We start from the raw sequence: 19,212 nt of genomic DNA, 5'->3' as shown, positions 1-19,212 counted from the left end.
TGGGATGAACTCTAACCAATCGCCGGACACGGATGCCAGGCGGCCCAGCGCGCTTCCCGGCGCGGGTTGGCACGGACCCATAAAGTGTCAGCGTGACCGCGGCGACCGTTGATCAGCTGACCGCGACGGCCGAACGCGTCGGACGGCTGGTCGCCGGCGTGAAGCCCGACCAGTGGGGCGATCCGACGCCCTGCGAGGACTGGGACGTCCAGTCGCTGGTGAGCCATCTGGTGCTGGGCAACGCGATGGTGACCTCAGCCCTCACCGCCCGGCCGATGACGTACCGCAGCCTGCAGGCGGGTTTCGACGAGAGCGCCGCGACGCTGACGACGGCCTTCCGCACCCCCGGCATCCTCGACCGCTCGGTCGACGTGCCGCTCGGACGGGTGACCGGCGCGATGGCGCTGCACCTGCGCCTGACCGAGCTGCTCGTGCACGGCTGGGACCTCGCCCGCGCGACGGGCCAGCCGGTCGACTTCGCCGAGGACGTCGTCGAGCAGGAGATCGCCGTGACCGCGCCCGTCCTGGCCGGGATGCCGGACGGCGAACGGCCGTTCGCCACCCCGATCCCGGTGGACGAATCGGCGCCGGCCCTGGACCGCCTGGTCGCCCGTCTGGGGCGCCGGCGCTAGACGAGGCCGCCCATCGCCGGGTCGGTGATGCTGTCCTTGCCGTTCTCCACGTGACCCGCGCAGCGGTACTCGCCGCCCGCGCCGGTCACCGCGAGGTCGTACCAGCCGCGGGTGCGGACCACCGGCCATGATTTCGCCGCCGTCTGGCCGGCGCGCAGCGAGACCGTCGTCCGGCTCGAGGTGTACGCGTCCCGCACGGTCAGCTGCAGCCGGCTGCTCCCGTGGTTGGTGAAGGTCAACGTCACCTTCTCGGCGCGGAGGTCGTAGTCGGTGCGGACGCCGAGCGGTCCACTGTGGAGGCGGCGGTGGAAGCCGTTCGGGCCGTGCACGTCGACGTCGTAGCCGTTCGCGGCGGGCCACGTGCCGGTCAGCGTCTTGCCCGGCTCGACGGTGTACGTGCGCGGCTCGCCGCCGACCGGGCGGGCGTGGAAGACCGCCGCGGCCCGGCCGGTGTTGCGGAACGTGATGGTCAGCGTCGTGCCGCTGACGTGGCTGTCGGCGTGCAGGGCGTACGGGAGGGCACGCGCCGGGCGGACGCCCTTCTCCTGGCGGGGGAGCCGCTGGTCGGCCGGGGGTACGGGCACCTCGTCGGGGTGGCGTACCAGGGCCTCGGGCTTGAGGTCGTCGGTGTCCGGGAGGCGGAAGGGCCGGGCACGGTTCGGCGTACGGAAATCGAAGGCGCTGGTCAGGTCGCCGGTGACCGCTCGCCGCCACGGGGTGATGTTGGTTTCGGTGAGGTCGGGGCGGCCGGCGCCGAAGCGGGCCTCGAGGAAGCGGATCAGCGACGTGTGGTCGAACAGTTGCGAGTTCACCCAGCCGCCCCGGGTCCACGGCGACACCACGATCATCGGGACGCGGACGCCCAGGCCGTACGGGCCGGCCGGGTGGTCGGGGCTGCCGGGGAAGAGCTCGTTCGTCGTCGGCACCGTCGACTCGCCCGGCGTCGGCGGCGCCAGGTGGTCGAAGAAGCCGCCCTCCTCGTCGTACGTGATGAACAGCGCCATCTTGCTCCACACCTCGGGATGCGCGGCGAGGATGTCGATGACCTGCGAGACGTACCAGGCGCCGTACCCGGGCTCCCAGTTCGGGTGTTCGGAGTACGCCTCCGGCGCGACGAGCCACGACACCGCCGGCAGCCGGCCGTTGCTCACGTCCGCGCGGAAGTCGCTGAGCAGCGCCTCCGGATCACGCCCGAGCGCGTTGACGTTCGTACCCGTCTTGGCGCGGTCCGCGAGCGGCGAACCGGGCTGCGCGTTCTGGTACTGGTGGAAGTAGAGCAGCGAGTTGTCGCCGTAGTTGCCGATGTACGGGTCCTGCGTCCACCCCCACGAGCCGCCGGCGGTCAGCCCGAGGCCCACATCCTGGTAGACCTTCCACGGAATGCCGGCGCGCTCCAGCCGCTCCGGGTACGTCGACCAGTCGTAGCCCGCCTCGGCGTTGGTGATGACCGGTCCGCCGCCGCTGCCGTCGTTGCCGACCCACCCGGTCCACATGTGGTAGCGGTTCGGGTCGGTCGGGCCGAGCAGCGAGCAGTGGTAGTTGTCGCAGACGGTGAAGGCGTCGGCCAGCGCGAACTGGTACGGCAGGTCCGAACGCGTGTGGTACGTCATCGTGGTGACGCCCTTGTTCGGCACCCAGCGGTCGTAGCGGCCGCCGTTCCACGCGGCGTGGCCGTCGTTCCAGCCGTGCGGCGGGTCGGGCAGGAACGTGCGGCCCAGGTCGGGCACGTCGGGCCGGAACGGCAGCAGGTCCGGTCCGCCGCTCTGCGGCTGCTGCCACACCGGCTTGCCGTCGGGCCGGCGCATCGGGTGCGGGTCGGCGAATCCGCGTACGCCCCGCAGCGTGCCGAAGTAGTGGTCGAACGAGCGGTTCTCCTGCATCAGGAAGATGACGTGCTCGACGTCGGCGATCGTCCCGGTGCGGTGGTGCGCCGGGATGGCGAGCGCCTTGCCGAGGTCGAGCGGCAGAGCCGCGGCGGCGGCCGGGAGCCCGGCCATCTGCAGGAAACGACGGCGGTCGACGGTACCCATGGCGGCACGGTAGCGGTCCGACATGGACATGAGGTGTCCGTCAGCCGACCATGACGCGCACCTCGGCCCGATGGCCACCGGGCCGCAGGAGTGCTACCTTTGCCTCAGCCGCGCCCTGGATGCCGGCGGCCTGTGCCGCTTCCCAGAGGCTTGATACGGCCCGTTCTTCTTTTCCTCCACGCGCCTTTCGACGCGCGTCTCATCTCTCCCTTTGGAGTATCCGCATGACGGACAATCCTGGCATCGGCGTACCCGTCGACGCCCTCCTCGACATCGTCGGCGACCGCGCCTGGCTGCGCGCCGACGGCTACCTTCCCGGCCCGGACGACATCCCGGTGTCGCCCGAGCAGATCCGCCGGCTCGACCTGCGCCGTGGCGACCGCGTCACGGGTACGGCCCGTACCGCGGGCCGGAAGACCGCGGCGTTGCAGGTCGACACGGTCAACGGTCGCAAGCCCGGACGCCGGCCAGGCTTCTACGACCTCACCGCGCTCCACCCGCAGGAACGCCTCCGGCTGGAGACCGAACCGCACATCCTCACTACCCGCGTCATCGACCTGGTCATGCCGATCGGCAAGGGGCAGCGGGCCCTCGTCGTGGCGCCGCCCAAGGCGGGCAAGACCATGGTGCTGGCGCAGATGGCCAACGCGATCGCCCGCAACAACCCCGAGGCGCACCTGATGCTGCTGCTCGTCGACGAGCGGCCCGAGGAGGTCACCGACCTGCAGCGCTCGGTGCAGGGCGAGGTCATCGCCGCCACCTTCGACCGGCCGCCGCACGAGCACGCCGCGGTCGCCGAGCTCGCCATCGAACGCGCCAAGCGCCTCGTCGAGCTCGGGCGGGACGTGGTGGTCCTGCTCGACTCGCTGACCCGGCTGGGGCGGGCGTACAACCTGCTCGCGCCGGGGCGGGGGCGTACGCTCTCCGGCGGCCTCGACTCCAGCGCGCTGCACCCGCCGAAGCGCTTCCTCGGCGCCGCCCGCAACATCGAGAACGGCGGCTCGCTCACCATCATCGCCAGCGCGCTGATCGACACCGGCTCGGCCCTCGACTCGGTGATCTTCGAGGAGTTCAAGAGCACCGGCAACGCCGAGCTCCGGCTGGACCGCTCCCTCGCCGAGGCCCGCATCTTCCCCGCGATCGACCTCGCCGCCTCCGGCACCCGGCACGACGAGACCCTGCAGGGCCCCGGTGAACTGGCGATCGCCGCGCAGATCCGCCGCGCCCTCAACGGTCAGGGACGCGACGGCATGCGTCAGCTCCTCGCCCAGCTGCGCGGCACGGCCTCGAACACCGAATTCCTGCGTCAGGTCGCCCGGACTCTCGCCGTAGCCGCGTGAGCCGCGGTCAGTAGACCCAGACCTTCGTCCGCAGCGGGAGCTTGTCGTTCGTCCACAGGTAGTTCATCGCCGCGATCGACACCCGTGCGCAGCCGTGCGAGGCCGGGTACGGCGGCACGCTGTTCGCCCCGTGCACCGCGATGCCCCCGTTGAAGTATTTGGGGCGCCACAGCAGGCCCAGCGGCGCGTGGCGCCAGCCGTCGATCTGCCGGGAGACCCGGAACCTGCCGCTCGGGGTGTCGGCGAGATACGTCTGCCCCTCCTGCTCGTAGTGCTGGTTCGAGCCGGTGGACGTGTTGAAGACCTCGGTCACCTTGCCGTCGTTGACGAGCATGAGCAGCTGCCGCTTCTTGCTGATCTCGATGACCCGGCCGCTGGTGCTGCGCGCCTTGGGGCGTACGCCTCGGTCGAGGGCCTTCTGGGTCTTGGGTCCCACCACGCCGTCGCGGCCCAGGCCGGCAGCCTTCTGCAGCGCGAACACCGCCTGCTGGGTCTTGCCGCCGAAGGAGCCGTCGGGCTTGCCGTTCCAGTAGCCGAGCTCCGTCAGGCGCTTCTGCAGGGCGACGACCCGCTCGCCTTTCGCCCCGGACTTGAGCTTCTGCGGCTTGGGCGCCGGCTCGCTCGTGGGTGTCTCCGACGGAGTCGCGGACGCCGAGGGAGAGGTCGTCGGGGTGTCCGCGGGGGCCGACGGGGTGCCCACGGTCGCGGAGGGCGCCGGCGCGGCGTCGTTCGCGCCGCCGGTGTCGCACCCGGTGGCCAACGTTGCGGCGGCTGCCAGAGCCACGGCGGCGGTCAGAACTCTGCGCACCACTTACACCTCATTGTCCGATACTCACACGCGAGAGATGTTCATGCTGCCGTAAGCAGTCAAGCGTCTCATGATCAACGTGGCGTCAGTGACCGAATGCGCAGCGTGTGACGGATGCGCCCGCCCCGGTCAGGCGTGTGGCGGATGCTCGCGTGAAAAAGAATCAAGTACCCTTCGCCTATGTCATGGAAGGCAAGTTCCCGGCACGGCGTACGCGAGGCGCCGGCCGGCCTCGCCCTCCTGCAGGACTTCGTGAACACCCGGGCCACCATGTCGTACGCCCCGGACCTGCTCGCCACGCCCGACGACGCCCAGCGCTGGCTGACCGACGCCCTGGCCACATGGTCGCGCGTGGCCGGCCTGCCCGCCCCCGTGCTGCTGCTCTCCTCCACGGACCTGCGGTCGCTGCGGCGGCTGCGGAGCACGTTCGAGGGCGTGATCCTGGCGGCCGGAGGGCGCAACGCCAACCCGGACGGTTCGCTGCCCCCGGCGGACGTGCCGGTCAGCCTCGTCCCCGACGCCGACGGCTGGGTCCGCATGGTCCCCGCCGGGCGCGGCACCCGCTGGCTCGCGTCGGCGTTGTGGTCCGAGGCGCTCCTCGCGCAGCAGGCCGGGCTGTGGCCGCGGCTGAAGCTCTGCAACAACGTGGAGTGCCGTGCGGCCTTCTTCGACACCTCCCGCAACAACAGCGGCGTCTGGCACGACGTCAGCACCTGCGGCAACACGGCCAACCTGCGGGCCTTCCGGGAGCGCCGGCGGCTGATGGGTGGCACCGGCGACCAGGAGGGCCGCCCGCAGCACGGCCTGCGCTGAAGCCGCGGCCGGCGGGAACCAGCGGGCGTCTCCGCGCGACTATGGGTGCATGGCGTGTGAACGGTGGCGCGAGCTGATATCGGCGCAGCTGGACGGCGAGGACGATCCGGCCGATCGGGCGCGGGTCGACGGGCACCTGGCCGGATGCGCCGGGTGCCGGGAGTGGGTCGACCGGGCGGCGGCGGTCAACCGGGTGGCGCGTACGGGGCTCGTCGCGGACGTCCCCGACCTCAGCGCGGCCATCCTCGCGGCGCTCCCACCCGTTCCCGGCCGCGTTCCCGGCCGCCGGGGCGTGTGGCGGGAGTGGTTCGCGATCACGCGGGCCGAGAGCGGGGGCGGGCGGCGGGCCGGCGTACGCGCGCGGCTCGGAGCCGGCCTCTACGTCGCCCTGGCCGCGGTCGGCGCGGTGCAGCTCATCCTCGGGCTGGCGCAGGTCGGCGGCGGCGCGGCGAGCCTGCACGTGCATGCCGGGCTGGACGCGACCCCCGGCCACCTGTGGCACGAGTCCGCGGCGTGGAACGTGGCGATCGGGGCCGGCTACCTCTTCATCGCCCTGCGCCGCGGCCGGCCGGCGGGGCTCGTACCGATGCTGACGGCCTTCGTGGGGATGCTTCTGCTGCTGTCGGTCAACGACCTGTCCGCGGCTCGGGTCGACGGGACCCGGCTGGTCAGCCACGGTTTCGTGATCCTGGGATATCTGCTCGTCGTGGCGCTGTCGCGGGTCGCGGGCGATCCTGCCGAGCCGCCCGGCGACCGGGCCGGTGTGGGCGGCGGCTGGCGTCTCGTGGAGGCCACTCCCGACGAGCCCGCCCGGCCGGCACGCCTGCGCCTGCTGCCGGGTGGCCCGGTCACCGCCCGCCATACGCCGGCCGGCGAGCGCCGGGCTGCCTGAGCGCGTCGCGGACGCTGTGAGGCCTGTTGGTCAGCGGTCGCGGGGGCGTACGGACAGCTCCCGCCACTCGTCCGGGCCGGTCAGGAGCGCGCGGACCATGTCCAGCGCGGCTTCCTCGCTGTCGTACTCGAAGAAGTGGGAGACGCCGTCAGCGCCGCCCGCGCGCTGCTCCACGTACCACTGGTCGCCGCTCGTCCGCAGGTAGACGTCCTTGCGTGCGACGCGTCCCCATCTGCCGTTCCACCAGTGCTTACGTTGCTCCATCCCGGCACTGTATCGAACATCTGTTCGAACAGCGCCGGGTGGGTTGATCTTTTCGGCGGAAACCTCAGCGGGGCGGCTCCTGGCCGTGGCGGCCGAGGATGTCGTTGACCGCACCGGGGGCGACCTGCTGGCGGACCAGGGCGTCGCGGATCTCGGTGAGCAGCTTGACCTCCTCGCTGGGGGCCTCCGGCGGCGGCTCCTCGCCGCGCTTGCGCCGCTCGGCGAGCCGGTTCAGCGGGTAGACCACGAGGAAGTAGAGCACCGCGGCGGTCAGCAGGAACGTGATCACCGCGTTGATGAAGCCGGCGTAGTCGAAGACGACGCCGGCTTTCGGCGACCAAGCGCCGGCTGTCACGCCCGAGCCGCCGCTGATCCACTTGATCAGCGGTTCGAGGAAGGACTTGGTAAAGCCGCTGACCACAGCGGTGAAGGCGGCGCCGATGACGATGCCGACCGCGAGGTCGACGACGTTGCCGCGCATGATGAAGTCTTTGAAGCCTTTGAGCATGGACACGCGCACTCCTGCGATGAGGGGCCGAGAAGTTTCGATCGCAGCAGTTGCCCACGACCTGTCGGCGACAAACTACGCCGATCGGCCCATCGCGGGAAGCGGGCGCGCTCAGTCGAGCGCCGGCTCCTCGGCGGTCACGGCCTCGTCGACCGTCGGGTACGTGTGCAGCACCTCGACCAGCCCGGACACCTCGAGGATGCGCAGCACCCCGCGCTGGGGGGCGGCCAGCCGCACCACACCGCCGGCGTCGTCGGTGCTGTTCTTGGCGCGCACGAACACGGAGAGCCCGGTGGAGTCGCAGAACGAGACCTCGGCCAGGTCGAAGACCAGCCGCGTGCGGCCCTTCTCGAGCAGGTCGCTGATCTGGTCCTGCAGCTGGGGCGCGGTGGCCATGTCGAGCTCGCCCGCCACCGACACGACGACCACGTCGCCGCGCTGCTCGGTTTGTACCGTCAGGGACATTCAGGACCTCCCAGTTATGGGCAGAACGTTACTCCACGCGGCCGGGTGCCCGCAGAACGGGGAGACCCGCCTGACCACGGATTATTAGTTGGCCGACAGCAAGTATGAACCGGCCCCGATGGTAAAGTCCGGCCCGGTTGCCCGCGACCTGCGGCGGCCATGACCCGGCCGAGGTCACAGGAGGCACCGGTGGCGCTGAGTTCGGACCGGAGCGGTCGGTTCGCCGACCTGCTCAAGGGGCACGAGGACGCGATCGTCGCGTCCTGGACGGACGCGGTGGCCGCCTCCCTGCGGGGCCGGTTGAGCCAGGCCGAGCTGTACCGGCAGGCCTCCGAGCTGCAGCGAGGCTTCCAGGCGGCGTTCGACGGCGGCGCGCAGGACCTCGAGGACGACGCGGCCGCCGAGCTGCGGGCCCAGCTCAGCGAGCTGTCCAGCACCCGGGCCCGGCAGGGCTTCACCGCCAACGAGACCGCGGTCAGCGTCTTCACGCTCAAGGACGCCGTGCTGCGCGTGCTGGACGAGGGCGAGGGCGCCGATGCCGCGGTCCTGCGCGAGTACGTGGCGTTCTCCTCGTTCGTCGACCGCGCCGGCCTCTTCACCTTCGACAGCTACACGCGGGCGCGCGAGGAGCTCATCGCCGACCAGGCGGAGCAGTTGCTGGAGCTCTCCACCCCCGTGGTGAAGCTGTGGGAGGGCGTGGTCGCGGTGCCGCTGGTCGGCACGCTGGACTCGGCCCGCGCCCAGGTGGTCATGGAGCGGCTGCTCGAGACGCTGGTGGAGACCGGCTCGCCGTACGCGATCATCGACATCACCGGCGTTCCCGCGGTGGACACCCAGGTCGCGCAGCACATCCTCAAGACCGTCGTGGCCGCTCGGCTCATGGGTGCAGACTGCATCATCTCCGGGATCCGGCCGCAGATCGCGCAGACGATCGTGGCGCTGGGCATCGAGTTCGGCGACATCGCCACCAAGTCGAGCCTCGCCGACGCCCTGCGGCACGTGCTGCGGATGACCGGTGACAAGGTCGCGCAGAAGCCGCGCCGGGAAGGCTGAGCCGATGGAACGCGTCCCGGTCCTGAAGATCGGCGACATCCTCCTGGTGTCCATCCAGATCGACATGGAGGACCAGGTCGCGCTGCAGCTGCAGGAGGACCTCGCCGACCGCATCGTGGCGACCGGCTGCCACGGTGTGATCATCGACATCAGCGCGCTGGACATCGTCGATTCCTTTGTCGGGCGCACGCTGGCGACGATCGCCTCGATCTCCCGGGTGCTGGACGCCGAGACGGTCGTCGTGGGCATGCGGCCGGCGGTCGCGATCACGCTGGTGGAGCTCGGGCTGTCGCTGCCGGGGATCCGTACGGCGCTCAACGTCGACCTCGGCATGGAGCTGCTCGCGGCCGCCCGGGCCGAGGCCGAGGGCGGAGCGGGCCACGAGGACACCGACGAGCCGGCGGTCACCGCACCATGACCGGCGGGGCCGCGGAGCGGGTAGCGGTCGCCACCGACCAGGACGTGGTCCGGGTCCGTCAGCTCGTCCGTACGGTCGCCGTGGCGGTGAAGCTGTCCCTGGTCGACCAGACCAAGCTCGTCACCGCCGCGAGCGAGCTGGCCCGCAACACGCTGGTCTACGGCGGCGGCGGCACGGTCGAGGTGACCCGGGTCGACAACGGCCGCCGGTCCGGCATCCGCATCGTCTTCGCCGACAAGGGCCCGGGCATCCCCGACCTCGACCTGGCGCTGACCGACGGCTACACCACCGGCGGAGGGCTGGGGCTGGGTCTCAGCGGCGCCCGCCGCCTGGTCGACGAGTTCGACATCGAGACCGCGGTCGGCGAGGGCACGACCATCAGCGTGACCAAGTGGTGCCGATGAGCGGAGGAACGGTGGCTTCGCTGCCCGAAGGGCTTCTCGACGGAGGGCTCTGGTTCCGGGTGGAGGCCCCCAGTGCGGCTGCTGCCGTACGCCGTTCCGCGGAGCGCCTCGCCGCCGAGCTCGGCATGCCGGACCGCCGGACCGCCGACCTCTCGATCGTCGTGGCGGAGGCCGCGGGCAACCTCGCCAAGCACGCCGACGAGGGCAAGGCCCTGCTGCGCCCGGCCCGCTCGGGCACCGAGGCCGGCGTCGAGATCATCCTCATCGACAAGGGCCCCGGCATGGCCGACGTGCTGCGCTCCTCCGGCGACGGCCACTCGACCGCCGGCACGCTGGGCATCGGGCTCGGGGCGATAGCGCGTCAGGCCGGCTGGTGCGACCTGCACTCGGTGCCGGGCAAGGGCACCGTCCTCGCCGCCCAGGTGTGGCCCACCGCGGCGCCGGAACCGGCGTGGGCGTCCGGACTGACCCGGCCACTCACCGGCGAGCCGGTCAGCGGGGACGGTTTCGCCGTCCGCCACACCGGGGAACGCCGTCAGGTGCTCGTCTGTGACGGGCTCGGCCACGGGCGGCTGGCACACGCGGCGACGCAGGAGGCCGTACGCGTCTTCGGCGGGCTGCCCGAGGCGCCGCCCGCTGCGGTCGTCGACGCGTTGCACCGTACGCTCGGACACACCCGCGGGGCCGCGCTCGCCGTCGCCGAGCTGGACCAGCAGCGGGGTCTGGTCCGCTATGCGGGCCTGGGCAACATCTCCGGGACGATCATCGCGCCGGACGGCGGCCGGCGCGGCATGGTGTCGCTGCCCGGCATCGCGGGGCACCAGCGCCGGCAGATCCGCGAGTACGAGTACCCGCTCGCGCCCGGGGCCGTGGTGCTCATGCACACCGACGGGGTCGTGGACCGCTGGAGTGCTGCCGACTACCCCGGTCTGCTCAGCCACTCGCCGCAGGTCATCGCCGCCACCGTGCTGCGCGACGCCGGCACCCGCCGCGACGACGCGGGCGTCCTCGTGGCGCGGTTGCCATGAGGGCCGAGCCGCTGATGCGGACGCGGATCCGGGTGGAGCAGGACGTCTTCACGGTCCGGCAGATCGGCCGCGAGGTGGCGCGGGAGGTCGGGCTCGAGTCGCAGGACCAGACCCGGCTCGCCACGGCGCTCAGCGAGGTGGGCCGGTTGCTCGTCGGCGCGGGCCGCGACGCGGACGTGGTGTTCACCGCGACGCTCGACGGGGTACCCACACTGTTCGTAGAGATGGCCCATCCGGTGTCCGGTGACAGCGCGCGGCTCAGCGCCCAGCTGACCCAGGTGGGCCGCCTGGTCGACACGATGGAGGTAGGGGATGGGGAGACCGGTACGGTCGTGCGGATGTCCCGACGTCTGCCGCCGAGCTCACCGGCTCTGATCCCCGGCCGTATGGACGAGATTCGCGAACGCCTGTCCGGCCACGTGCCGGGCACCCCGCTCGACGAGCTGACGGTGCAGAACCAGCAGCTCATCGCGGCGCTGGACGAGGTACGCGCGCAACGCGACGACCTCGCCCGGCTCAACGCGGAGCTGGAGGACACCAACCGCGGCGTGATGGCGCTGTACCACCAGCTCTCCGACGAGCTGGAGGAGACCAACCGCGGGGTGGTGGCGCTCTACGCCGAGCTCGACGAGAAGTCGGTGCAGCTGCGCGCCGCCAGCGAGGCGAAGAGCCGGTTCCTGGCCAACGTCAGCCACGAGCTGCGCGCCCCGGTCACCGCGATCATCGGGCTGGGCCGGCTGCTCTCCGACGAGTCCTCGGACAAGCTGACCGACGAGCAGGCCCGGCAGGTGGAGCTGATCCGCTCCTCCGCCACGGACCTGCTGTCGCTCGTCAACGACCTGCTGGACCTCGCGAAGGCGGAGGCCGGCCGGATCGAGCCGAACTGGTCCGATGTGGACCTGAAGGCGGTGTTCGGTCAGCTCCGCGGCACCCTGCGCCCGCTCGCCACGCGCCCCGACGTCGACTTCATCGTCGACGAGCCGGCGGTGCCGGTGCTGCGCTCGGACGAGGTGCTGCTCGCCCAGGTCCTGCGCAACCTGCTCACCAACGCCATCAAGTTCACCGCCACCGGCTCTGTGCGCCTCGGCGTCGAACGGGTGGGCGACGACGTCGAGTTCACGGTCGCCGACACCGGCACCGGCATCCCGCCCGAACTGCACGAGCGCATCTTCGAGGAGTTCTACCAGGTGCCGGGCAGCCAGGCGCTGAGCGGCAAGGGCACCGGGCTGGGGCTGCCGTACGCCCGCCGGCTCGTCGCGATCCTGGGCGGGGCGATGCGGGTGACCTCCACCCCCGGCGAGGGCAGCACCTTCGTCGTCTCGCTGCCGGTGTCGCCATGACGCCGGCCACCGTCCTGGTGGTCGACGACAGTGCCACCAAGAGATACCTGCTGGTGAGCTGGCTGACCCGGGCCGGCTTCACGGTCGTGGAGGCGGAGACCGGCGGCGCCGCCCTCGCGATGCTCGGCGAGGCGGACGTCGACCTGGTCGTGCTGGACGTCAAGCTGCCCGACATGAGCGGTTTCGAGGTCTGCGAGCGGATCAAGACCGATCCCGAGTACGGCGTCCTTCCCGTCATCCACGTCTCGGCGCACGCGGTGGACGTGGTCGACCGCACCCAGGGGCTGAACCGGGGCGCGGACGCGTACCTCGTCGAACCGATCGAGCCGGACGAGCTGATCGCCACGTCCCAGGCGGTGCTGCGCTACTACCGCGCCCGGCAGCGCGCCGAACTCCTCGCCGCCCGCATGATCCGGCTGGCCGAGACCACGCTGGCGATCAACTCGGCGTCGACGCTGGTCGGCCTGCTGCAGGCGGCCGCGGACGGCGCGTACGCCATCTTCGGCGGCCCGATCGTCGTGGTCGCGGAGACGGCCGAGGGCGAGGGCCTGGCCGCGATCGCGGCGGGCGGCCCGGCCACGGTGCGGCCCTGGACGGTCGAGCACCACGAGACCGCGGTGGGATCGACGGTACGCACCGACGAGCCGTCCGCCTGGAACCTCGTCGACTGGCCCCAGGGCGAATCCGTGACGGTGGCCGCGGCGCGGCTCCGCAACGACCGCACCCCGGCGTACGTGGCGGTGCCGGCCAGCTCGCAGAGTGCCGGCTTCCCCGTGCTGCGCCAGCTCTCCCAGGCCGTCGCCGCGGCGGTCGAGGCCCAGCGGTCGTACGACGAGGAACACCGCATCGCGGTCACCCTGCAACGCAGCCTTCTGCAGTCCCGCCTGCCCGACGTACCCGGCCTCGAACTCGCGGTCCGCTACGAACCGGCGGGCGCCCAGACGGAGGTGGGCGGCGACTTCTACGAGCTGACGATGCTCGACGGCCGCCTCCTCGTGGCGATCGGCGACGTGGCCGGCCACTCCCTGCACGCGGCGACGGTCATGGCCGAAGTGCGGCACGCGGTCCGCGCGTACGCCGTCGAGGGCCACCCGCCGGGCGCGGTCATCGACCTGGTCAACCGCTTCATGCGTACGGTCCTGCCGGCGGAATCGGCGACGCTCTGCCTGCTCACCCTGGAACCGGCCTCGGGCCGCATCCGCATGGCCAGCGCGGGCCACCTCCCGCCGCTGCTGCACGTGGCGGGCACGGGAGCCCGCTTCCTGGCCCCGCGCGGCCCGCTGCTGGGCATCAACGCTCCCCGGCCGGACGACCTGGAGTTCGTCCTGCCGCCGGGTGGCACGCTGGTGCTCTACACGGACGGCCTGATCGAACGCCGCGAGTCCGACATCGACGTGGGCCTGACGGCGCTGGCGCAATGCGTGTCGGAGGTGGAGCCGAGCCTGGACGCGTTCTGTCAGCGATTGCTGGTGCAGCTGGCGGGCGCGGGCGAACAGGCCGACGACATCGCGGTGGTAGCGCTCCGCCGTACCTGACGAAGGCCCGGCCATGCGGCCGGGCCTTCCGCGCGTCGCGTCAGGCGAGGCCGACCGTGTCCAGGATCCAGGCGGTCACGAACGCCTCTTCCTTCCAGGAGTCGTAGCGGCCGCTCGGTCCCCCGTGGCCCGCCCCCATCTCCGTCTTCAGCAGGTACGAGCCCTCCGGCGCCGTCGCCCGCAGGCGGGCGATCCACTTCGCCGGTTCGTGGTACAGGACCCGGGTGTCGTTGAGGCTGGTCACGGCCAGGATTCTCGGGTACGCCTGCTTCGTGACGTTCTCGTACGGGCTGTACGACTTCATGTACGTGTACACGTCCGCGTTCTCCAGCGGGTTGCCCCACTCCTCCCATTCCGTGACCGTGAGCGGGAGGGAGGGGTCCAGGATGGACGTCAGCGGGTCCACGAACGGAACCTGGGCGACGATGCCGGCGAACGCGTCCGGGGCCAGGTTGGCGATCGCGCCCATGAGCAGGCCGCCCGCCGAGCCGCCCCGGGCGACGATGCGGTCCGCGCTCGTCCACGAGGAGGCGACCAGCGCGCGGGCGCAGGCCACGAAGTCGGTGAAGGTGTTCTTCTTCGCCAGCATCTTGCCGTTCTCGTACCAGCGACGGCCCATCTCGCCGCCGCCGCGGACGTGCGCGATGGCGTAGACCATGCCTCGGTCGAGCAGCGAGAGGCGGGCGATGGAGAAGTACGGGTCCATGCTGATCTCGTACGAGCCGTAGCCGTACAGCAGCAGGGGCGCGGTGCCGTTGCGCGGGGTGCCCTTGCGCGCCACGATCGAGATCGGGACCTTGGTGCCGTCGTCGGCGAGCGCCCATTCGCGGTGCTGCTCGTACGCGTCGGGGTCGAAGTCCCCGAGCACCGGCTTGCGCTTGCGCAGCACCATCGCCCGGGTGATCAGGTCCACGTCGTACACCGAATCCGGGGTGACCATCGACGTGTAGCTGATCCGGACGATGTTGGTGTCGTATTCGGGGTTGCCCGCCAGGCCGACGCTGTAGAGCGGCTCGGGGAACTCCATGTCGTACGTGCCGGTGCTGCCGTCGGCCATCACGCGCAGGCCGGTGAGGCCGTCGCGGCGCAGCGAGATGACGACGTGGCGCTGGAACGCGTCGACCGACTCGAGGCGGGTGCCGGGCGTGTGCGGAATCAGCTCGACCCATTCGCCGGGGTTGTCGACCGACGTGGAGGCGACCGCGAAGTCCTCGGCGTTCTCGTTGTGCAGGATGAGGAAGCGGTGGCCGTGGTGCTCCACCGAATACTCGACGCCCTGGACGCGTTCCCGGATCACGGCCGGCTCGGCGGTGGGGTGGTCGGCCGCGATGACCCGTACCTCAGACGTGATCTTGCTGTTGGCGTCGATCACGATGAACTTCTCGCTGCGGGTCAGCTCGACGCCCACCCAGAACCGTTCGTCGGCCTCCTCGTAGACGACCACGTCGTCCGCCGCGGGCTGCCCGACGGTGTGCCGCCACACGCGATGGGGCCGCCACGCGTCGTCGACGGTGATGTAGAAGAGCGTGGAGCCGTCGGCGGACCAGGCGCTGCCGTAGAACGTGCCGGGCACCTCGTCGGCCAGTGTCTCGCCGGTGCGCAGGTCCTTGACCTTCAGCGTGAACCGCTCGTCGCCGTCGAAGTCCACCGAGTACGCCAGGCGGGTGCCGTCGGGTGTGATGTCGAACGTGCCCAGCGCGAAGAACTTCTTGCCCTCGGCGAGCTCGTTGCCGTCCAGCAGCACCTCCTCGCCGGGAAGCGGGGCGCCGTCACCGGTGGACGGCGGCGTCACGTCGTCCGGGGCGGCCGCGACGCGGCACTGGATGCCGTACTGCTTGCCCTCGACCGTGCGCGTGTAGTACCAGTAGCCGCCCTTGCGCTGCGGCACCGAGAGGTCGGTCTCCTGGGTGCGGCGCTTGATCTCCTCGAAGATCGTGTTCTGCACCCCTTCGAGGTGCGCGGTCGCCCGCTTGGTCCAGGCGTTCTCCGCCTCCAGGTACGCGATCGTGTCCGGGTTCTCCTTCTCGGCGAGCCAGGCGAACTCGTCGGTGACCGTGTCGCCGTGGAAGGTGCGCTCGCTGGGCACCTGGCGTACCGCCGGCGGGGTCGTGGGCATGTCGGTCGTCACGCTTGCCCACGTTACCGGTCGGTTGTCGATCACCGCCGGTACAGGCGTGCACGCGTCTGCCCACGCCATTCGAACATGTGTACGATGTGCCAGAGTGGACGATCTCCAAGAGCAATCGATGCGGTGGCATTTTGAGCGGGGGTGTGGCGATGGGGGCGGACCTTCCCGCGCGTGAGCCGCTGCTGCGAGCGCTGGTGGACATCTGTGGGCCCGATTTCGCCCGGACGGCCGGCCCTTCCGACACGGTCGCCGGGCGCCTGGCCAGCTTCGTCGCGGCACCCGCGACGGCCGCCGCGGTCGCCGACACCATGCGCCTGGCCGGGGAGCGCGGCCTGGCCGTCATCGCGCGCGGTTCCGGATCCAAACTCGATTGGGGTACGCCCCCGCCCGGCGTGGACCTGCTGCTCGACACGGGCCGCCTCGACGGCATCTGGCACCACGACGCGGAGGCCGGGACGGCGGAGATCGGCACCGGTACGACCGTCCGGGCCGTCCAGGCGGCGCTCGCCCTGAGGGGCCAGCGCCTCGCGGTGGACCCGCCCTCGATGACGGCGACCCTCGGCGGCGTGCTCGCCGTGAACGAGACGGGCCCGCTGCGCTACCGCTTCGGCACGGCCGCGGACCAGGTCATCAGCGTCACGTACGTGGGCAGGGACGGCGAGGTCGCCACCTCCGACGGTGAGGACGGGCGCCCGGGCATCGCCGAGATCGACGGCGTGCTGCTGTCCGCGCGGGTACGCCTCGAGCCGCTGCCCGCGGTCCGGCGCTGGGTGTCGGTGCCGGTCGCGACGCCGCGCGACGTCCAGGACCTGGTCGCCGAGACGCTGTCCCGGCGCGTCGGCCCGAGCGCCGTCGAGGTCGACCTGCCCGCCGGGAGCCGGCCCGCCGCGGCCGGGCATCTGCGCGTGGTGCCGCCGCCGGGCCCGGTCCCGTCCGGGAGCGCAACGGCCGGGCACCTGCGGGTGGTTCCGTCGCCGGGCTCGGCCGGGCAGCCGCCGGCTGTTCCGTCGCGCGGGTCGGGGTCGGCCCCCCGCGGGGCCCTCGCGGTGCTGCTCGAGGGCGACCCGGCCGACGTGGCGCACCGGGCGGCCGGCCTGGAGAAGACGCTCGGCCGCGACGCGACCATCTCACCGGTGGCGCCGGGCTGGTGGGGCCGCTACCCGTTCGGCCCTGACGACGTGGCCCTGCGGATCGCGGTGCCGGCGGCCGATCTGCAGTCCGCGGTGTACGCGCTGCGCGACGTGACCGGGATGCCGGTCCCGATCCGGGGTTCGGCGGGCCGGGGCATCGTGCACGCGGTCCTGCCCGGCACGCTCGCGGCGGAACGCGTCGAGGGCATCCTGGATGCGGTGCGCGGGGTGCTGCTGGCCCGCGGCGGGCGCTGCGTGGCGATCTCGGCGCCGAGGGCGATCAGCGCGGAGATCGACATGGCAAGCCGCCGAGACCTGTTCTGACCGCTCGTCAGGTGTGGGCGGGTGAACGGCGCAGGACGTCGGCGGCCATGTGACGGCCGAGGTCGGCGAGCATGCCCACCGCGTAGGTCAGGTAGGCGAACTGGCCCATCTGGGCGACGTTTGTCAGCGCCAGCTGCTGGGAGGAGAGCCTCCTCGGCAGGACCGGGGTGCCCGCGCCGAGCATCACCGGCGCGACCGCGAGGATGACCTCGTCGAGCAGGCCCGCGTCCGCGAACTCGGCCGCCAGGTCGCCGCCGCCGGCCAGCCACACGTTGCGGCCCTGCGCGGCGACCGTCATGGCCTCGTGGACCCGGCGTACGTCGCCGCTGACCATGAAGATGTTGGCGTCCGGGACCAGCGGCAGCTCGCGGTGGGTGAACACCCAGCAGGGGATGTCGCCGTACATGTCGTGCCAGTTCTGCGGCTCGTCGACCACGTTGTCGTTCTTCAGGACCCACTCGTACGTGCCGGCGCCCATCGCGAACGCGCCGATGTTGGCGAAGAACGCGCCGAACGGGTTGTCGGTGCCCTCGTCGACCTCGAACAGCCACTCGAGGGAGTTGTCCAGGTCGGCGGTGAAGCCGTCGATGCTGGTCGCCGTGTAGTACTGAGTCTTCGCCACGACAAACACCATGCCACGGCGCAGCCGACAAAAAGGTCGGATCGGTCAGGCTGGTAGCGCCTGCTGTACCCGCGCCGGGCACTGGGCTGGATCGTGGACGGACGCCGCTTCTCGAAGGATGGATGGTGTTCAGCCCATCCGGCCCCATCGAGGAGCGAACATGTCGCACACAGCCGTACCCACCCGCCGCCGTACGTTCTCGATCGTGGGCGGTGCCCTGGCCGCCCTGACCGCCGGCACCGCCCTCGCCGCGCCCTCGGCGTTCGCCGGTCCCGCCGAGGCACCGCACCGCGTCCGCGCCGACGCGGTGCAGCAGCGGATCGACCGGCTGGTCAGCGAGGACGGATTCCCCGGCGTGCTGGCCTCGGTACGCGGCACCGACGGGCGCGTCCGCGACTACACCGCCGGGGTCGCCGACCTCAAGACCCACCGGCCGGTTCCGCGCGACGCCCGCGTACGCATCGGCAGCAACACCAAGACGTTCACCGCCGTGGTCGCGATGCAGCTCGTCGGCGAGGGCCGTATCGACCTGAACGCCACCGTGGAGCACTACCTGCCCGGTGTGGTGCAGGCCAAGGGCAACGACGGCAGCAAGATCACCGTGCACCAGCTGCTGCAGCAGATGAGCGGTCTGCCCGACTACGACGACGTGATCTTCACCAAGCCGCAGGACCTGGTGGACAAGGTCCACTCCTACTTCGAACCCCGTCGGCTGGTGGACGCCGCACTCACCCAGGCGCCCGAGTTCGGGCCCGGCGAGAAGTGGCAGTACAGCAACACGAACTACATCCTCGCCGGCCTGATCATCGAGCGGGTCACCGAGCGCCCGGTCGGGGAGGAGATCACCCGCCGGATCATCGAGCCGCTGGGGCTGCGGGACACGTACTGGCCGGGCGTGGGTGAGCAGAGCCTGCGCGGCCGGCACCCGCAGGGCTATGTCGCGACCGCGCCGGGCGCACCGTGGATCGACGTCACCCGGATGGACCCGTCGCTGGGCTGGTCGGCCGGCCAGCTCGTGGCCAGCCCCGGCGACCTGCGGACGTTCTTCGAGGCGCTGATCGGTGGCAAGCTGCTCAAGCCCGCGCAGCAGGCCGCCATGCTGAAGACCGTCCCGGCGCCCGGCTTCGAGCCGACCGGCGACTGGCAGTACGGCCTCGGCGTCGCCCGGCACCCCCTGCCCTGCGGCGGGTACGCCTGGGGCCACGGCGGCGACATCCAGGGCTTCGAGACGCGCAACCTGGTCACGACCGACGGTCGTAGCGCCGTGGTCGCGGTGACCGGCCTGCCCACGAGCGAGGAGATGCTCACCCACGTCACCGACACCGTGGACGCCGCCCTCTGCGCCTAGGGGGTGTTCCGCGGATCATGGCGACGCCGAGCCGAGGCCCAGGTTTCGCGTCGCAAGCGTGGCGGGCGGTCGGATACCGGTGTTGTATCCGGTCGTTCGGCACGTGCCGCGAGGCGGAAGCTGGGCCCGG

Annotated in this window: 19 protein-coding genes; 12 read left to right on the top strand and 7 right to left on the bottom strand. The window is 71.8% G+C overall.

The features are described from left to right. The first annotated feature begins 92 nt into the window (after positions 1 to 92). On the top strand, positions 93 to 632 hold the full coding sequence (locus tag IT780_RS16000; protein WP_199512325.1) for a TIGR03086 family metal-binding protein: 540 nt from the start codon (positions 93 to 95) through the stop codon (positions 630 to 632). On the opposite strand, the gene IT780_RS15995 is transcribed toward IT780_RS16000, so the two are convergent. Beyond that, positions 629 to 2,662, bottom strand: a complete 2,034-nt coding sequence (locus tag IT780_RS15995; RefSeq protein ID WP_199512324.1) for a phosphocholine-specific phospholipase C — start codon at positions 2,660 to 2,662, stop codon at positions 629 to 631. The genes IT780_RS16000 and IT780_RS15995 overlap by 4 nt on opposite strands. 224 nt (positions 2,663 to 2,886) lie before the next feature. Between IT780_RS15995 and rho the strand changes: the two genes are divergently transcribed. After that, a complete protein-coding gene (gene rho / locus IT780_RS15990) occupies positions 2,887 to 4,002 on the top strand; it encodes a transcription termination factor Rho (RefSeq protein WP_199512323.1) in 1,116 nt (371 codons plus the stop codon). Between the two features lie 7 nt (positions 4,003 to 4,009). Here rho and IT780_RS15985 read toward each other — a convergent pair whose 3' ends face one another. Continuing rightward, positions 4,010 to 4,810, bottom strand: coding sequence for a L,D-transpeptidase family protein (locus IT780_RS15985; protein WP_199512322.1), 801 nt, complete (start codon positions 4,808 to 4,810; stop codon positions 4,010 to 4,012). Between the two features lie 180 nt (positions 4,811 to 4,990). Between IT780_RS15985 and IT780_RS15980 the strand changes: the two genes are divergently transcribed. Both IT780_RS15980 and IT780_RS15975 read left to right on the top strand, forming a co-directional pair. Then, the gene (locus IT780_RS15980; RefSeq protein ID WP_199512321.1) at positions 4,991 to 5,623 is read left to right on the top strand and encodes a CGNR zinc finger domain-containing protein; all 633 of its coding nucleotides are present in this window, start codon (positions 4,991 to 4,993) and stop codon (positions 5,621 to 5,623) included. Between the two features lie 49 nt (positions 5,624 to 5,672). Then, on the top strand, positions 5,673 to 6,515 hold the full coding sequence (locus IT780_RS15975) for a zf-HC2 domain-containing protein (RefSeq protein WP_199512320.1): 843 nt from the start codon (positions 5,673 to 5,675) through the stop codon (positions 6,513 to 6,515). Positions 6,516 to 6,545: 30 nt separating this feature from the next. Here IT780_RS15975 and IT780_RS15970 read toward each other — a convergent pair whose 3' ends face one another. The 3 genes from IT780_RS15970 to IT780_RS15960 form a co-directional block, all read right to left on the bottom strand. Further along, on the bottom strand, positions 6,546 to 6,779 hold the full coding sequence (locus tag IT780_RS15970) for a hypothetical protein (protein WP_199512319.1): 234 nt from the start codon (positions 6,777 to 6,779) through the stop codon (positions 6,546 to 6,548). 64 nt (positions 6,780 to 6,843) lie between these two features. After that, complete coding sequence (mscL, locus tag IT780_RS15965) at positions 6,844 to 7,287, bottom strand: large conductance mechanosensitive channel protein MscL (protein WP_199512378.1); 444 nt, start codon at positions 7,285 to 7,287, stop codon at positions 6,844 to 6,846. 111 nt (positions 7,288 to 7,398) lie between these two features. Beyond that, positions 7,399 to 7,752 carry an anti-sigma factor antagonist gene (locus tag IT780_RS15960; RefSeq protein ID WP_106126981.1) on the bottom strand — a complete coding sequence of 118 codons (354 nt, stop codon included), beginning with the start codon at positions 7,750 to 7,752 and terminating at the stop codon, positions 7,399 to 7,401. Between the two features lie 189 nt (positions 7,753 to 7,941). On the opposite strand from IT780_RS15960, the gene IT780_RS15955 reads away from it, so the two are divergent. From IT780_RS15955 to IT780_RS15930, 6 genes are read left to right on the top strand one after another with little or no spacing between them, the layout of a single operon-like run. After that, complete coding sequence (locus IT780_RS15955) at positions 7,942 to 8,805, top strand: STAS domain-containing protein (protein ID WP_199512318.1); 864 nt, start codon at positions 7,942 to 7,944, stop codon at positions 8,803 to 8,805. A gap of 4 nt (positions 8,806 to 8,809) precedes the next feature. After that, a complete protein-coding gene (locus tag IT780_RS15950) occupies positions 8,810 to 9,223 on the top strand; it encodes an STAS domain-containing protein (RefSeq protein ID WP_199512317.1) in 414 nt (137 codons plus the stop codon). Next, a complete protein-coding gene (locus IT780_RS15945; RefSeq protein ID WP_199512316.1) occupies positions 9,220 to 9,627 on the top strand; it encodes an ATP-binding protein in 408 nt (135 codons plus the stop codon). Before IT780_RS15950 ends, IT780_RS15945 begins: the two co-directional genes overlap by 4 nt. After that, positions 9,624 to 10,655, top strand: coding sequence for a SpoIIE family protein phosphatase (locus IT780_RS15940; RefSeq protein ID WP_199512315.1), 1,032 nt, complete (start codon positions 9,624 to 9,626; stop codon positions 10,653 to 10,655). The genes IT780_RS15945 and IT780_RS15940 overlap by 4 nt, the downstream gene beginning before the upstream one ends. 14 nt (positions 10,656 to 10,669) lie before the next feature. Continuing rightward, entirely contained in the window at positions 10,670 to 11,995 is a 1,326-nt protein-coding gene (locus IT780_RS15935; protein ID WP_233412872.1) for a sensor histidine kinase, read from the top strand. After that, positions 11,992 to 13,530, top strand: coding sequence for a fused response regulator/phosphatase (locus tag IT780_RS15930; protein ID WP_199512313.1), 1,539 nt, complete (start codon positions 11,992 to 11,994; stop codon positions 13,528 to 13,530). The genes IT780_RS15935 and IT780_RS15930 overlap by 4 nt, the downstream gene beginning before the upstream one ends. A 40-nt stretch (positions 13,531 to 13,570) precedes the next feature. On the opposite strand, the gene IT780_RS15925 is transcribed toward IT780_RS15930, so the two are convergent. After that, the gene (locus tag IT780_RS15925) at positions 13,571 to 15,658 is read right to left on the bottom strand and encodes a S9 family peptidase (RefSeq protein ID WP_199512312.1); all 2,088 of its coding nucleotides are present in this window, start codon (positions 15,656 to 15,658) and stop codon (positions 13,571 to 13,573) included. Positions 15,659 to 15,807: 149 nt separating this feature from the next. Here IT780_RS15925 and IT780_RS41880 point away from each other — a divergent pair, with 149 nt between their 5' ends. After that, positions 15,808 to 17,112, top strand: coding sequence for an FAD-binding oxidoreductase (locus IT780_RS41880; protein WP_233412871.1), 1,305 nt, complete (start codon positions 15,808 to 15,810; stop codon positions 17,110 to 17,112). Between the two features lie 7 nt (positions 17,113 to 17,119). Here IT780_RS41880 and IT780_RS15915 read toward each other — a convergent pair whose 3' ends face one another. After that, positions 17,120 to 17,746: a dihydrofolate reductase family protein gene (locus IT780_RS15915; RefSeq protein WP_199512311.1), complete on the bottom strand. Its 627-nt coding sequence runs from the start codon at positions 17,744 to 17,746 to the stop codon at positions 17,120 to 17,122. Between the two features lie 148 nt (positions 17,747 to 17,894). Between IT780_RS15915 and IT780_RS15910 the strand changes: the two genes are divergently transcribed. After that, positions 17,895 to 19,082 (top strand): serine hydrolase domain-containing protein, encoded by a 1,188-nt coding sequence (locus IT780_RS15910; RefSeq protein WP_199512310.1) that lies wholly within the window; start codon positions 17,895 to 17,897, stop codon positions 19,080 to 19,082. Positions 19,083 to 19,212: the final 130 nt, after the last annotated feature.

The sequence above is a fragment of the Nucisporomicrobium flavum genome (genome assembly GCF_016464385.1).
Classification (GTDB): Bacteria; Actinomycetota; Actinomycetes; order Mycobacteriales; family Micromonosporaceae; genus Actinoplanes; species Actinoplanes flavus_A.
The sequence above is the reverse complement of the archived record's forward strand: the minus strand, read 5'-3'. Positions and strand labels throughout refer to the sequence as shown.

Excerpts from the sequence above, each read along its gene's own strand:
- IT780_RS15995 (WP_199512324.1), bottom strand. The coding sequence starts at position 2,662 with ATGGGTACCGTCGACCGCCGTCGTTTCCTGCAGATGGCCGGGCTCCCG.
- rho (WP_199512323.1), top strand. The coding sequence starts at position 2,887 with ATGACGGACAATCCTGGCATCGGCGTACCCGTCGACGCCCTCCTCGAC.
- IT780_RS15980 (WP_199512321.1), top strand. The coding sequence starts at position 4,991 with ATGTCATGGAAGGCAAGTTCCCGGCACGGCGTACGCGAGGCGCCGGCC.
- IT780_RS15975 (WP_199512320.1), top strand. The coding sequence starts at position 5,673 with ATGGCGTGTGAACGGTGGCGCGAGCTGATATCGGCGCAGCTGGACGGC.
- IT780_RS15970 (WP_199512319.1), bottom strand. The coding sequence starts at position 6,779 with ATGGAGCAACGTAAGCACTGGTGGAACGGCAGATGGGGACGCGTCGCA.
- mscL (WP_199512378.1), bottom strand. The coding sequence starts at position 7,287 with ATGCTCAAAGGCTTCAAAGACTTCATCATGCGCGGCAACGTCGTCGAC.
- IT780_RS15960 (WP_106126981.1), bottom strand. The coding sequence starts at position 7,752 with ATGTCCCTGACGGTACAAACCGAGCAGCGCGGCGACGTGGTCGTCGTG.
- IT780_RS15950 (WP_199512317.1), top strand. The coding sequence starts at position 8,810 with ATGGAACGCGTCCCGGTCCTGAAGATCGGCGACATCCTCCTGGTGTCC.
- IT780_RS15945 (WP_199512316.1), top strand. The coding sequence starts at position 9,220 with ATGACCGGCGGGGCCGCGGAGCGGGTAGCGGTCGCCACCGACCAGGAC.
- IT780_RS15940 (WP_199512315.1), top strand. The coding sequence starts at position 9,624 with ATGAGCGGAGGAACGGTGGCTTCGCTGCCCGAAGGGCTTCTCGACGGA.
- IT780_RS15935 (WP_233412872.1), top strand. The coding sequence starts at position 10,670 with ATGCGGACGCGGATCCGGGTGGAGCAGGACGTCTTCACGGTCCGGCAG.
- IT780_RS15930 (WP_199512313.1), top strand. The coding sequence starts at position 11,992 with ATGACGCCGGCCACCGTCCTGGTGGTCGACGACAGTGCCACCAAGAGA.
- IT780_RS41880 (WP_233412871.1), top strand. The coding sequence starts at position 15,808 with ATGGGGGCGGACCTTCCCGCGCGTGAGCCGCTGCTGCGAGCGCTGGTG.
- IT780_RS15915 (WP_199512311.1), bottom strand. The coding sequence starts at position 17,746 with ATGGTGTTTGTCGTGGCGAAGACTCAGTACTACACGGCGACCAGCATC.
- IT780_RS15910 (WP_199512310.1), top strand. The coding sequence starts at position 17,895 with ATGTCGCACACAGCCGTACCCACCCGCCGCCGTACGTTCTCGATCGTG.